Origin of the sequence: Algoriphagus oliviformis, from assembly GCF_017254915.1 — a bacterium.
GTDB classification, from domain to species: Bacteria; Bacteroidota; Bacteroidia; order Cytophagales; family Cyclobacteriaceae; genus Algoriphagus; species Algoriphagus oliviformis.
Map to the genome: position 1 here is coordinate 28,805 of NZ_JAFKCT010000003.1, position 12,475 is coordinate 41,279.

Annotated in this window: 14 protein-coding genes; 10 read left to right on the forward strand and 4 right to left on the reverse strand. The window is 53.6% G+C overall.

Going from position 1 to position 12,475, the window contains the following annotated elements; translation table 11 throughout:
• Positions 1-15 precede the first annotated feature (15 nt).
• A complete protein-coding gene (locus J0A68_RS08325; RefSeq protein ID WP_206577745.1) occupies positions 16-1,218 on the reverse strand; it encodes a hypothetical protein in 1,203 nt (400 codons plus the stop codon).
• Positions 1,219-1,549: 331 nt separating this feature from the next.
• Here J0A68_RS08325 and ligA point away from each other — a divergent pair, with 331 nt between their 5' ends.
• From ligA to J0A68_RS08360, 7 genes are all read left to right on the forward strand, one after another.
• Entirely contained in the window at positions 1,550-4,000 is a 2,451-nt protein-coding gene (ligA, locus tag J0A68_RS08330) for an NAD-dependent DNA ligase LigA (RefSeq protein WP_206577746.1), read from the forward strand.
• Positions 4,001-4,086: 86 nt separating this feature from the next.
• Positions 4,087-4,434, forward strand: a complete 348-nt coding sequence (locus J0A68_RS08335; protein WP_206577747.1) for a DUF3024 domain-containing protein — start codon at positions 4,087-4,089, stop codon at positions 4,432-4,434.
• A gap of 331 nt (positions 4,435-4,765) precedes the next feature.
• Complete coding sequence (locus tag J0A68_RS08340; protein ID WP_317195096.1) at positions 4,766-5,176, forward strand: hypothetical protein; 411 nt, start codon at positions 4,766-4,768, stop codon at positions 5,174-5,176.
• Positions 5,173-5,610, forward strand: coding sequence for a helix-turn-helix domain-containing protein (locus J0A68_RS08345; protein ID WP_206577749.1), 438 nt, complete (start codon positions 5,173-5,175; stop codon positions 5,608-5,610). Before J0A68_RS08340 ends, J0A68_RS08345 begins: the two co-directional genes overlap by 4 nt.
• Positions 5,607-6,056, forward strand: coding sequence for a preprotein translocase subunit SecB (locus J0A68_RS08350; protein ID WP_206577750.1), 450 nt, complete (start codon positions 5,607-5,609; stop codon positions 6,054-6,056). The genes J0A68_RS08345 and J0A68_RS08350 overlap by 4 nt, the downstream gene beginning before the upstream one ends.
• A gap of 165 nt (positions 6,057-6,221) precedes the next feature.
• Positions 6,222-6,578, forward strand: coding sequence for a DUF1801 domain-containing protein (locus tag J0A68_RS08355; protein WP_206577751.1), 357 nt, complete (start codon positions 6,222-6,224; stop codon positions 6,576-6,578).
• A 130-nt stretch (positions 6,579-6,708) separates the two neighbouring features.
• Entirely contained in the window at positions 6,709-7,875 is a 1,167-nt protein-coding gene (locus tag J0A68_RS08360; protein WP_206577752.1) for a dicarboxylate/amino acid:cation symporter, read from the forward strand.
• Between the two features lie 64 nt (positions 7,876-7,939).
• On the opposite strand, the gene J0A68_RS08365 is transcribed toward J0A68_RS08360, so the two are convergent.
• Positions 7,940-8,731: a M90 family metallopeptidase gene (locus tag J0A68_RS08365; protein WP_206577753.1), complete on the reverse strand. Its 792-nt coding sequence runs from the start codon at positions 8,729-8,731 to the stop codon at positions 7,940-7,942.
• A gap of 109 nt (positions 8,732-8,840) precedes the next feature.
• Between J0A68_RS08365 and J0A68_RS08370 the strand changes: the two genes are divergently transcribed.
• Together J0A68_RS08370 and J0A68_RS08375 are read left to right on the forward strand one after the other, a co-directional pair.
• Entirely contained in the window at positions 8,841-9,269 is a 429-nt protein-coding gene (locus tag J0A68_RS08370; RefSeq protein ID WP_206577754.1) for an SRPBCC domain-containing protein, read from the forward strand.
• Positions 9,270-9,319: 50 nt separating this feature from the next.
• Positions 9,320-9,736, forward strand: a complete 417-nt coding sequence (locus J0A68_RS08375; protein ID WP_206577755.1) for a DoxX family protein — start codon at positions 9,320-9,322, stop codon at positions 9,734-9,736.
• Between the two features lie 11 nt (positions 9,737-9,747).
• Here J0A68_RS08375 and J0A68_RS08380 read toward each other — a convergent pair whose 3' ends face one another.
• A complete protein-coding gene (locus J0A68_RS08380) occupies positions 9,748-10,362 on the reverse strand; it encodes a DUF4230 domain-containing protein (protein ID WP_206577756.1) in 615 nt (204 codons plus the stop codon).
• 64 nt (positions 10,363-10,426) lie between these two features.
• Positions 10,427-11,431: an LLM class flavin-dependent oxidoreductase gene (locus tag J0A68_RS08385; protein ID WP_206577757.1), complete on the reverse strand. Its 1,005-nt coding sequence runs from the start codon at positions 11,429-11,431 to the stop codon at positions 10,427-10,429.
• A 178-nt stretch (positions 11,432-11,609) separates the two neighbouring features.
• Here J0A68_RS08385 and dapA point away from each other — a divergent pair, with 178 nt between their 5' ends.
• Entirely contained in the window at positions 11,610-12,470 is an 861-nt protein-coding gene (gene dapA / locus J0A68_RS08390) for a 4-hydroxy-tetrahydrodipicolinate synthase (RefSeq protein ID WP_206577758.1), read from the forward strand.
• Positions 12,471-12,475 lie beyond the last annotated feature (5 nt).

Consider the following 12,475-nt stretch of genomic DNA (forward strand, 5'->3'; position numbering starts at 1 on the left):
AATCTTCAAAAAAGACTATTGCCGCTCGATGTACATGACGGCCGAGTCCTCCACGTATTTGGCAGGATTGAAGGAGGTGTAAAACTTGTTCTTCAGGTTGTTGAGGGGAGAGTTCAAGCCGGAGATGCGGGAGGTGAATTCCGCCGGAAACTTGCTGGAGTCCGAGTAAGCAGTGATGAGGTTTTCGTATTGGTCGATATTGCCCTGCATTCTCATGGTGAGCTGGCCGAAGCGCAGGCGTAGGGACTGGACCTTGTACATGTAGGTCTCGATCTGGCCGAGCCACCTTCCACGGGTTTCGGGATTGAGGTCGAGCTTGGCGATCTTGTCGGCGATGGCCTTTCTGCATTCGTTTTTGAAAGCTTCGCGCTCAGAGTCCAGGGTTGCCTTGAGATAGCGCCTTTGGTACCTGCTCCGATCTATCCCAAAATACTGGATCTGCTCGTCCAGCAGTGCGGCATTTTCCTTTTGGAGCTGCTCCAGCTCTTTGTTGATCAGCTTCCATTCGTGGTCTATGATGGCCTTCTGCTGTTCAAACTGGCTGGCGACCGTCAGCACACGCAGCATCTCCGGAGACTTTTCGTACAGCTCTTTTTCCTTTTTTCCCAAGGTGCTGACCAGGCTGGTCACGCTGGAGATGGCCGTATTGACCATGGTGCCGTAGAGCGGCACGGCAGCGGAAGCATTGGAGATCAAGCTGATCGACTGCATCAGCACCCCCATCATGGCATCGGACTGTCCCTCCTTGCTGTACCACTTGTCAAACTCCGTCTTCCAGGTGGAGAAGGCCTTGTAGGACTGGATCTTGCTGACGTCTCCCAGCTGATCAAAAAAGGCCTGTGAAGTCAAAAACAGCTCCACAGGCTGGATATCCCGCTGTATGCTCAGGAGTTCGGTGAAAGCCAACTGGCCATTGAGGTTGATTTTGGTCTTTGGAGCCTCCTCGATGATCTTGAGGCGATTGTCCAGGGCGAGCTGCAGCTTTTCCAGGTCGTTGATTTTCTCCTTGTCGTTTGCGGTCTTGCTGTCGGTCGCGGCGATTTTCTCAGTCAGGCGGTTTACCAGCTCTTCGTTGGACTTGAGCTTTTCATTGAGCTCCTTGAGCTGGTTGTCTCGGTCGTTTTTGATCTGTTCGGCTATTTCTGTCTGGGCCAGCAGGCAGGTGATGCAGGTCGCCAGGAGACAGAGACTGAGGAGAAAGGTACGAATCATGGCCATGAGTACGTGGGATAGGTTTTTGGGGAAAACAACAAAAAGCGCTAGCGAAATTAATACCAAATTTCGGCAAGATATCGTCCCCTATGACGTTGCCGCGTCCCCTCCCACGCGAAGTGACTTTTTCCGGCCGGATTGGCGACGTTTGGGCATGGAATAAAGGTGGTCTTGGATCAAAATAGCGGTTTCTCCACAGACCAAACTGGCTTCCTTTCAATCAGCCAGAACGGCTAACGCCGGCGCGTGGCAGGGCCATTTCCACAATTTTTCAGTTTTCAAATCTTCCTATTCCCCATTCCTCTTAATTTTAACCTTTCACTTTTCGCCCAAATCGATGACTCACGCCGAAGCTTCCGCCCGCATTGCCCAGCTCTCCGAGCAGATCAACCGCTACAACCACCTTTACTATCAGGAGAGCACCAGCGAGATCTCCGACTACGAGTTTGACCAGCTGCTGGAGGAATTGATCCGACTGGAGACCGAATTTCCCGACTTGCTCAATCCCGACAGCCCAAGCCAGCGCGTCGGCGGCGCGATCACCAAAGAGTTTCAGACCGTGGAGCACGAGTACCGCATGCTTTCCCTCGGCAACACGTACACCGTGGAGGAACTACAGGCCTTTGACGAGCGGGTAGCCAAGGGACTGGGACATCGGGATTACGAATACTTCTGCGAGATGAAGTTTGACGGGGTGGCGATTAGCCTCGTGTATGAAAACGGACACCTGAGCCGCGCCGTCACCCGGGGCGACGGGACGCGTGGAGACGACGTCACCGCCAACGTACGCACCATCCGCAACATCCCGCTGCGCATCACTGGCGAGAACGTTCCCGAAAAATTTGAGATCCGGGGGGAGATCTTTCTTCCTTTGAAAGAATTCCTGAAAATCAATGCCGAACGCCAGGAAAAAGGCGAGGCGCTCCTGGCCAATCCACGAAACGCCGCCTCCGGCACGCTCAAGATGCAGGACAGCTCCGTAGTGGCCAAGCGTCGCCTAAACTGCTATTTCTACCAACTTCTCGGAGAAAACATCGGGGTGGGCAAGCACGATGAGGCGATCCGCCTGATCGAACGCTGGGGCTTCAATGTCTCCCCGACCTACCTGAAAGCCGGAAACTTGGAGCAGGTCCTGGCTTACATCGAGGAGTGGCGGGAGAGGCGCTTTTCCCTCCCGCTTGACACCGATGGCGTGGTGCTCAAAGTCAACAACTACGAGCAGCGGGAGGAACTCGGCTTTACCGCCAAGACTCCGCGCTGGGCGATTGCCTATAAATACAAAGCCGAAAGCGCCGAAACCCAACTCCTCTCCATCACTTACCAAGTCGGCCGAACCGGTGCGATCACTCCAGTGGCCAACCTTTCGCCCGTCAGCCTCGCAGGCACGACCGTGAAGCGCGCCTCCCTGCACAATGCCAACGAGATTGAGCGACTGGACATCCATGAGGGGGACTTTGTCTTTGTGGAAAAAGGCGGGGAGATCATCCCAAAGATCACCGCCGTCAATCCTGCCCGAAGGGAAGCCAGCGCCTCTCCCATCCAATACATCACCGCCTGCCCCGAATGCGGCACCGAACTGATCCGTAAGGAAGGCGAGGCCAAGCACTACTGCCCCAATGCGGCGACCTGTCCGCCCCAGGTTTTGGGGCGCATCGAGCACTTCGTAAGCAAGCGTGCCATGGACATCGACTCCCTTGGCACCGAACGCATCCGCGCACTGATCGACCAGGGATTTATCCAAAGCTATGCGGACATCTATGAGCTGGAAAACCGACAGCATGAGCTGCTGGGCCTGGAGATGAGCCAAGACCAGTACGAGCGAGAGACCTCCGGTATCCTGTACATTTCTCTGCAAAAGGCGCTTTTCGCCTTGACGGAAGGCATTTCCTCCAAGCAGATCCAGGATTTCCTGGAGGAAAAAGCCGAACTCCCTATCATGGAGACGCTCCGGGCACTGCAAGAGCAAATCCGGGTGTGGAGAAAGAAAGTACCCGTGAACACCGGAAACGTGGAGCGGCTGATCCTGCAACTCAAAGACCATCCCGAGCTGCCGAAGATGGAGGATTTCGTGCCCGTGGCCTTGGTGCTGGAGCTGTTTCTGGGGAGAAGGGTCGAATTTGAGCGGATCTTGGAGGCCAGCCAAACCCACGGCACCGTCCACATGATCTTGCTGGAGCTGAATCTCGACCTTTCCGAGGAACTCACCGAGCGTATCAAAAAACTCAAGTCCAACACCTTCCAGGAAGGCGTGATCTCCAATATGATCGCCGGGATCAATGCGTCCAAGGCGCAGCCTTTTGAGAAGGTACTCTTCGCCATCGGCATCCGAAACATCGGAGAAAATACCGCCCAGCTCCTCGCGCGCCACTTTGGCAACCTGGACAAGCTCCGCGAAGCCAGCTCCGAGCAGCTGCTGGAGATCAATGGCGTGGGCGAAACGCTCGTGCAAAGTATCCAGGAGTTTTTCTCCCAAGCGGAAAACAACGAGCATCTCGCGCGATTGCAGGCCAGCGGGCTGAATTTTGAGATCGGGCAAAAAGAATCCGCCCAGCTGGGCACCGCCCTGGCAGGCAAGCGCATCCTAGCCTCCGGCAAGCTCCAACACTTCAAGCGGGACGAGATCGTGGATTTCGTCCAGGCGCATGGCGGGCAGTACCTCTCCTCCGTCTCCAAAAACCTCGACTTCATCATAGAAGGCGAGGACATGGGCCCCAGCAAAAAGGAAAAAGCCCTCAAGCTTGGTGTACCGCTGATCTCGGAGGAGGAGTTTTTGGGGATGATTGGGTAGATGGGAGAGACTAGATGCTAGATATTAGAATCAAGAAATTTGAGAAAACTGGTCGAGATAATTTATCCTCCAAAAACCAAAAAAACATGGCATTTGCTAAAGAACAGTTACAGACACTTGAGTCTACCTTGACGATTTGGTTGGCAGTACGCCGTCCAGAGGCAGCCCTTCGCGACAAGATAGACTTGGGCTATACGATCAAAAATCAAGACATTTTTCTTGAAGAGATACGACCAATCTGGAACAAACCCGAAGAGATGGGCAGGTACGCTTTTGCTAAGATCAAATACGAAAAAGCTACAGAGCTGTGGAAGATCTACTGGATGCGCGGCAACTTGAAATGGCATCCCTACGAGCCCAAGCCCGTCTTCGGTCGGCTGGAGTTGGCACTGGAGGAAATCATGAAGGATCCGTATCATTGCTTTTTTGGGTGATAATCATCCTTCCTCTTCAGAAATTTTTCGTTGCAGGAATTCGGGAAATTCAACATATTGAAACGAGTCCGCTTTTCAACACAATCATTAATGGCATTCAACTAAGACTCCCGAGTAAAAACCCCCGCAATCCTACATCTGATCCGCTTGGGCTTTCTCAAGAACTCGCCCCCCCCGGGACTGGCTCGTACCGATGCTGATGAATGGACAAGTAGCTGTGTGGGATGCATAAGAGCTGGTGGAAGAGAAGCTCGTGCCGTAAGCGGAGGATGGAAAGGCGTGGAATTTCCAGGAACGGTTTGAGATAATTAACCTATTGCTTAATTTTGACGTGAAAAGAAAAGCGGAACTGATCAAAATTTCCGAAGACGGCAAGAAGGCTTTTTACCTGGACACTGAGAACTCCGGGGAAATAAAGGCCTTTTTGGAGTCTGATCCGGCGAATAAGAAGAAGTTCCGCACCGCCTTGGAGTTGATCCTGAACCACAGGGCTCCGAGAGATCTATATGACAAGGAAGATTTCGAAAAAGGATGTGAGCAGGTCACTGCCATCAAACTGTTTAAGGGGAAAAAGAACCCCAGGATCTATTGCCAGCAATATACCGATGGCGATACGGAGCGTTTTGTGATCATAGGAGTGGAACTCCTGGAAAAGAAAAAGTCCCAGCAGCTCACCGCAGCGGAAAAAAACATCATCAGAAGAGTATCAAAGTACGAATACGACCTAAGCCCAACACCATGACAAACCCAATTAAAAGCGAGTGGGACGCACTCCTGAGCGAGATGTCCTACGAGGAGCAGGTTGCTTCCAAAGCAGATGTCTTGGCCCTGCAGTTTCTAGGCTTGGTAGATCAGAAGATGGAGGAGTCAGGAATGACCAAAAAAGAATTGGGGGAGAGAATAGGCACCTCCGCTTCATTTATCACGCAGCTGTTTCGTGGAAACCGTAAGCCCAACTGGAATATTCTGGCGAAGATATCCTTGGAGTTGAATTTGGATTTCAAGGTATTGACAGAAAAGCTTTTTCAGGAAAAGGTGCAGGAGGAACTGATGGCATACCATCAGCGATGGTCAAAAACCCAAGAATACCTTAACCTGAAAGATCAAGTCACCAATCCTCAGCTGGTGATGGCGGTAAGCCCCGCGGGCGAGGATGAATATGCCATGGCAGGATGAAAGCAAAGTTTTCCCCCTTACAATTACTGGATTTCAAATTACTGGAATCCCACTACGAATTCATCGTTCCAAAAAACGAAGAGATCAATGTCAAGGAGCTCTTTCAGTCCTATCCAGTAGATATTGACTTCGGCATTGGCAAGACTGAAGTCGATGGAGAAATCCAGTTGTTTACCAAAATCGAAGTAAATCGAGCTGGGAAAAAGCCGCTGGCCGGCTATAAGCTGATGGTCGAAGGTGGCGGAACATTTCAAATACAAGATCCTGACAATGTAGAGGAAGGCCTGAGAAACAACTTGAGCCAATTCTCTACATTGAATATGATGATCAACAACCTGAGAAACATCCTGTACCAGATCACCAACCTAGGCCCGATGGGAGGGTACCTCTTGCCTCCGATAGATATCACCCAATTGCTGAAAGACAAGTCGGGAAATCAGGAATAGTTCGCTGGTCTGGCAAAGCAAATGAGGCAAAATCAACCAGTTTGCAAAGGTCAGCTTCAACAGCTGACCTTTGCCATAATTGGCTCTCACGTCTTGGCATAAACGATCGTCTTACCAGCAATTCGAAAAAGGCACCGTCTCTGGAATGTTTTAAACTGCCACCAAATGCCCACCGACCTCCAGACCTTCTACCTCTCCCAGCCCGAACCCAACAAGAGCTGTTTGCTTGCCTTGCGGGACTTGATCCTGGCGCAGGATTCGGAGATCATCGAGACCCGCAAGTACGGCATGCCTTGTTTCTGCTACCGCAAAAAGGCCGTTTGCTACCTCTGGACGGACAAGAAAACCACCGAACCCTACCTACTCCTCGTCGAGGGCAAGCAGCTGCTCCACCCCGCCCTGGAAGCGGGTGATCGCAGCAGGATGAAGATCTTTCGGGTGGACCCCATCGCCGACCTGCCTCTGATGTCCCTCATCGACATCCTCTCCGAAGCCCTGGCACTTTATGGAAGAAAGCGCTGAGTAAGCACCCGCCCTACCGCTCCTCAATTAAATCCCGCCAGGCTAAAGCAAAGCTGGCTTTCCTTCTATCTTAGCAAATCCAAAAAATCAAGCCAGTGCCGCACAGGGCCATTTCAGCCCCCTTTTATCTATGAAAAAAATAGTCAACAGCCTTTTGTTCAAAGTCTTCGTTGCCATTTTGCTGGGCATCGCCTTCGGGCTTTACATGCCTGAGTGGTTCAACAGGATCTTTGCCACCTTCAACGCCTTCTTCGGACAGTTCCTCAGCTTTGCCATTCCGCTCATCATCATGGGCCTGATTATGCCTGCGATCTCCGACCTGGGGAAAGAGGCGGGCAAATTGCTCCTGCTCACTGCGGCGATCGCTTACGGCTCTACTTTGTTTTCCGGCTTTATGACCTACTTTTCTGCCTCAGCGATCTTCCCTGGCCTCTTGGAATCCCATGTCAACTCGGCCGGCGAAGTGGCGGAAACCACCCGCGAGCTGACACCCTATTTCTCCATCGCCATCCCCCCGGTGCTGGACGTCATGTCCGCCTTGGTTTTGGCATTCGTGATTGGCTTGGGGCTTTCCTTCCAGGAAAAATCCACCCTGAAATCCGCCGTGAAGGATTTCCAGACCATCATCATGCAGTTGATCGAAAACGTCATCGTCCCCCTTCTTCCGCTCTTTATCCTTGGCATCTTTGCCAACATGGCCTACAGTGGGCAGGTATTTGAGATTCTTTCCGTCTTCCTGAACATCATCGGGGTGATCTTTGCCCTCCATATCCTGCTCCTTCTGCTGCAGTACCTGATTGCCGGGACGCTTGTCAAAAGAAACCCCATCCGCCTCCTGGCCACGATGATGCCCGCCTACCTCACGGCTTTGGGCACCCAGTCATCGGCTGCCACCATTCCCGTGACCCTCGCCCAGGCTGAGAAAAACGGGGTTCCGGAGAAAGTTGCCGGCTTTGTGATCCCACTCTGCGCCACGATCCACCTGGCGGGAAGCATCATGAAAATCACCGCTTGCGCCATGGCACTGATGATCCTGGGGGGCCAGGTCTTTGACTTCGCCATGTTTGCAGGGTTTATCTTCATGTTGGGCATTGCGATGGTCGCCGCGCCCGGGGTACCCGGAGGGGCTATCATGGCCGCGGTCGGCGTTTTGCAGGCGATGTTGGGTTTTGACGAGGAGATGATTGGCTTGATGATCGCCTTGTACATCGCCATGGACAGCTTTGGCACGGCCTGCAATGTAACCGGAGACGGGGCAATCGCCTTGGTGGTAAACAAGATCGCGGGGAAAGAGTGAAGCAGTGCGCAGTAGGCAGTGGGCAGTCCAAACTGCTTACTGCTTACCGCCTACCGCCTACTGCCTACTGGCCTCCGGCCGGATCCGCATTGAAGGCCTCCGAGAGCGCCGCGTAGAGTTCCGGATGCTTTTCCTTGAACAGCCTGGGCCTTTCGAAAAAATACTCTCCGGTCACAGCCAAAAACTCCTGCGGGTTGGTAGCTCCGTAGGGATTGATGTCGCTCTTGCCCTTCAGCATTTCCTCGGTGTTCTTCTTGATCAGATTGATCCAGGGCAAGATAGCCTGATGCTTCATGTAAATCGCCGGCACGCCGTCCACATCCCCGTCCTGCTTGTCAAAAAGATGGATGAATTCGTGGATGCCCACATTGTACTTGTCGCTTTGGTTTTCGAAGCCCAGCCACAGCGCTGGCTTGGAGAAAATCACCAGATTGCTCATCATCCCGCCACTCCCTGCCATCCCGGCGATGTTGCGCTCCCCTGCGGAAAAATCGAAGTCCTCGGTGAAAAGATCGGGATACAGCAAGACCTCTACGAGCGTCTTATACTCCCACTCGGGAAACCGGAAAATCGGGATCACGGCGCTGCTCGCCACCAAAAGCCTGTCCTCGTCGGACACCTCCGTTTTGATGCCCGTGATGCGGATTCGTCCCAAAAACCGCTGGACTTTCCTTTCGAAATCACGCTTCTCTTCTTCCTCCAATTCCTGGTAAAATCGAACCTTTTCGGAAAGAAAGCCCCTCCACTGCTCGGGAAAGGCGTCGGGCATAGCCAAGCCGCTTTTTCTGGGTTTGAAAAAAGCCCAAGCCAGCAACGCAAGCAAAGCCGAGGCAAAGAGAAGGGTGAAAATCGACATCTGTATTCGTACGGGAATTCCCGCTGGAAAATCCCTGATTTTCGTCTAAATTACGGCAAAATCGCGAGCCAAGACCGCTCTTTTGCCTGCAAAGTCTACTACTTTTTTCATGAAAAAAATCGAGACCAACATCCTCATCGAAGCCTCACCCGACCAAATCTGGACGGTGTTGGGCGACTTCGAAAACTACCCAAACTGGAATCCTTTTATCCCCTTCATCAGCGGAAGCAAGTCTGTAGGACAAACGCTCGAAGTGAGAATCCAGCCTCCCGGAGGCAGCGGAATGACCTTCCGTCCCCAGCTGCTCCAGTTTGATCCCGGAAAGGAATTCCGATGGAAAGGGCAATTGCTTTTTCCGGGGATCTTTGACGGGGAGCACTTTTTCATCTTGGAGAAAAAGGCCGAAAACCAGACGCTTTTGACGCATGGCGAGCTTTTTTCCGGCTTGCTGGTCGGCTTGCTTGGCGGGATGCTTGCCAAGACCGAAGCTGGCTTTCGCCTGATTAACGAGGCACTGAAGGCCAAGTGCGAAGGCTGAAACTTTTTCCGATCGTCGAGGTTTGCTAGATTGGACAAACCGACTTTTGAATGAAACTTTTGAAAACCATCCTCCGGATCACGCTGGGCACTTTTATGGTGGTGGCGGGAGTCGGCCACCTGACCTTCCAGCGGGAGGAATTCCAGGCCCAGGTGCCGCGCTGGCTTCCCAGTGACCCACGATTTATGGACTTTGTCGTGCTGTCCTCGGGAGTCGTCGAGATCGCGCTGGGCTTGGCCATGATCTTCTGGACTAAGAAAAAGGCCAAAGTTGGCTTGGCCTTGGCGATCTTTTATGTCCTCGTCTTTCCCGGCAACATCTCCCAGTATATGAACAGCATCGATGCCTTTGGGCTCGACACGGACCAAAAGCGCTTGATCCGACTGTTTTTCCAGCCCGTTTTGATCCTCTGGGCGCTGTGGTCAACGGACGCACCGCCTTTCCGCAGGAGAAAAATCCCAGGCTGAAGCTGCCAAGATCACCTTTTCAGCTCCTGCATCTGCTCGGGACTCTCGATCACCACTTCATTGTACTGCAAGGTCCAGCCCATTGACTTGGTCAGGATGTAGATATTGAGGAGCTCGCTCATGAGCCGCTCCCGGGCATCGTCTTTGAGGCCCGATGCTTCGATCTTTTCGCGGATTCGCGAGGTGACGGAGCTCTTGATCTTGTTGTAGTCCTTCGCCTCAAACTTGTTGAAGTAATCCTGGGTCACATCGTAGTATTCGATCTCGGGATAGACGTTGACGACCGGTTCGGGGATGGATTTGAGGATGACCGTCTTGTTGGCCTCGTCCACTTCCGTCTCCAGCTTCCGCAGGTCGTACTCCACGGTGGCTTTGGCGTTGACCACGACCAGGGCTTTTTTGTCAGTAGTCCAAAGGTTCATGAAGAGGCTTTGGGAATTTTTGAAGGTAAAAACCTGGGAATAGTAGCCCTCGGTCACGATCAGTTTTCCCACGCTCAAGATCTGCTGCTGGATGAGTGCGGTGTCGGCTTTGATCTCTTCTTTATCTGCTTTTTTGTCCACCACAAACCAGACAGCTCCCAAAACCAGCAGGGCGGCGACAAATCCTAAGGCGAAACGTTTCATGAAAGAGATGTCATAAAGGTGTGATCAAATAAACGAATAAATCCCCGCGTAGCCAGACCGGAGATCAAAGCTTAATCTCGCGGATGGCCTGCGCGGCGAGGTCAAAGGAATGCAGCCGAGCCTCGTGGTCATATAGGTTGGAGGTAAGCATCAGTTCGTTGATCCCCGTATGCCTCACCAGGTCCGCCAAGCCCTCCCTGACGGTGTCCTTGGTTCCTACAAAGGTCACGGCCATCATGTTTTGGATCGCTGCCGCCTCGGCCTCGTTCCAAATCTCCGACATGTCCTCCACCGGCGGTCGGAGCGGATAGGATCGCTGGCGGATGATCCCCAGTGCCATTTGGTAAAAAGACGTGGCCAAAAAGTGGGCCTCTTCTTCCGTATCGGCTGCAATCACATTGACACAAGCCATGGCAAAAGGTTCCCTCAAGTACTCCGACGGACGAAAGTGATCCTGATAGTACTTCACCGCCTGCATGAAATAAGCCGGGGCAAAATGGCTGGCAAAAACATAGGGCAGTCCCCGCTCCGCCGCCAATATCGCACTGCTCATGCTGGAGCCGAGAATATAGATCGGCACGTCCAAGCCCTCTGCGGGGAAAGCCCGTACCGGGGAGCGGGAATTGTCCAGGGAAAAGTAGCGCTGCAGATCCTCCAGATCCTGGGGAAAGTCATTGACCGTCTCCACTCTCCCACGCCGCAGCGCGGAAGCGGTCCGCTGATCCGTGCCCGGTGCGCGTCCGAGCCCAAGGTCTATCCTCCCCGGGTAGAGTCTTTCCAGTGTCCCGATCTCCTCGGCCACCATCAGCGCGCTGTGGTTGGGCATCATGATGCCGCCGGATCCGACCTTGATGGTCTTGGTGCCGCCTGCGATGTATCCCATGAGGATCGCCGGAGCGGAGCTGCCGACAAAGGGCATGTTGTGGTGCTCCGCCAGCCAGATCCGGCGGTAGCCCCAGTCCTCGGCATGGCGAGCGAGGTCGAGGCTTCGGGCATAGGCGTCAGCGGCATCCGAACCCTCCCGGATCAGGGCGAGGTCGAGGATGGAATAGGGAAGTTGGTCAGTCATCAGTAGAGCAGGATTACAGAGATCAAAAACCGACAATCCCTCCAATTCGTTCGCGGGCCAAAATTTTTATCCCCGCGAATATTCGGGGCACGGGCCTGGGAACCTCCAAAAAAAGCCGGCAGGCCTACCAAAACTCGGGGAAGGCTATATCTTTGCACCCTCAAACACAATAAATACCATGAACGCATTCAAAGGCACCGGGGTGGCATTGGTCACTCCTTTTCATGACGACCAATCGATAGACTTTGCGAGTCTGAAGCGGCTGATCGATCATGTAGTTTCCGGAGGAGTGGACTATCTGGTGGTACTGGGTACTACCGGTGAGTCGGCTACACTCAACTCTTCCGAAAAGAAACAGGTGCTGAAAGCCTGCCTGGAATACAACGCAGGACGCGTGCCGGTCATGCTCGGGATCGGCGGCAACAACACCCATGCCGTGATCAACGAGATCAAAAATACCGACTTCTACGGCGTGGCCTCGGTCCTATCCGTGAGCCCCTACTACAACAAGCCTAGCCAAGACGGCATCGTCGCCCACTACGCCGCGATAGCGGACGTCTCCCCGGCACCCGTCGTCTTGTACAACATTCCCGGCCGCACCATGTCCAACATGACGGCCGCCACTACCCTTCGCCTCTCCCACCACCCCAACATCGTCGGGATGAAGGAAGCCAGCGGCAATCTGGAGCAGTGCATGCAGATCGCAGCGGCCATGCCAAAAGACTTCCTCCTGCTCTCCGGAGATGACCTGATGACCAAGGCCCTGATGGCCGTGGGCGGCAGCGGAGTGATCTCCGTACTGGCCAACGCTCTCCCCGAGACATTCAAAAAGCTGACCCACGGCAGCCACGAGGAGGCACTGCAGGCCAGCTACTCCCTGCTCGGGCTCAACAGCCTGATGTACCTCGAAGGAAATCCCGTCGGCATCAAGAACCTCCTGATGCACCAGGGCATCTTGGAAAGCGACCAAGTCAGACTTCCCATGCTCAAGGCCAGCCAAGAGCTGAGCGACCAAATCAAAGCCGCCCAGCAGCACTGAAGCGC

Excerpts from the sequence above, each read along its gene's own strand:
- J0A68_RS08325 (WP_206577745.1), bottom strand. The coding sequence starts at position 1,218 with ATGGCCATGATTCGTACCTTTCTCCTCAGTCTCTGTCTCCTGGCGACC.
- ligA (WP_206577746.1), top strand. The coding sequence starts at position 1,550 with ATGACTCACGCCGAAGCTTCCGCCCGCATTGCCCAGCTCTCCGAGCAG.
- J0A68_RS08335 (WP_206577747.1), top strand. The coding sequence starts at position 4,087 with ATGGCATTTGCTAAAGAACAGTTACAGACACTTGAGTCTACCTTGACG.
- J0A68_RS08345 (WP_206577749.1), top strand. The coding sequence starts at position 5,173 with ATGACAAACCCAATTAAAAGCGAGTGGGACGCACTCCTGAGCGAGATG.
- J0A68_RS08350 (WP_206577750.1), top strand. The coding sequence starts at position 5,607 with ATGAAAGCAAAGTTTTCCCCCTTACAATTACTGGATTTCAAATTACTG.
- J0A68_RS08355 (WP_206577751.1), top strand. The coding sequence starts at position 6,222 with ATGCCCACCGACCTCCAGACCTTCTACCTCTCCCAGCCCGAACCCAAC.
- J0A68_RS08360 (WP_206577752.1), top strand. The coding sequence starts at position 6,709 with ATGAAAAAAATAGTCAACAGCCTTTTGTTCAAAGTCTTCGTTGCCATT.
- J0A68_RS08365 (WP_206577753.1), bottom strand. The coding sequence starts at position 8,731 with ATGTCGATTTTCACCCTTCTCTTTGCCTCGGCTTTGCTTGCGTTGCTG.
- J0A68_RS08370 (WP_206577754.1), top strand. The coding sequence starts at position 8,841 with ATGAAAAAAATCGAGACCAACATCCTCATCGAAGCCTCACCCGACCAA.
- J0A68_RS08375 (WP_206577755.1), top strand. The coding sequence starts at position 9,320 with ATGAAACTTTTGAAAACCATCCTCCGGATCACGCTGGGCACTTTTATG.
- J0A68_RS08380 (WP_206577756.1), bottom strand. The coding sequence starts at position 10,362 with ATGAAACGTTTCGCCTTAGGATTTGTCGCCGCCCTGCTGGTTTTGGGA.
- J0A68_RS08385 (WP_206577757.1), bottom strand. The coding sequence starts at position 11,431 with ATGACTGACCAACTTCCCTATTCCATCCTCGACCTCGCCCTGATCCGG.
- dapA (WP_206577758.1), top strand. The coding sequence starts at position 11,610 with ATGAACGCATTCAAAGGCACCGGGGTGGCATTGGTCACTCCTTTTCAT.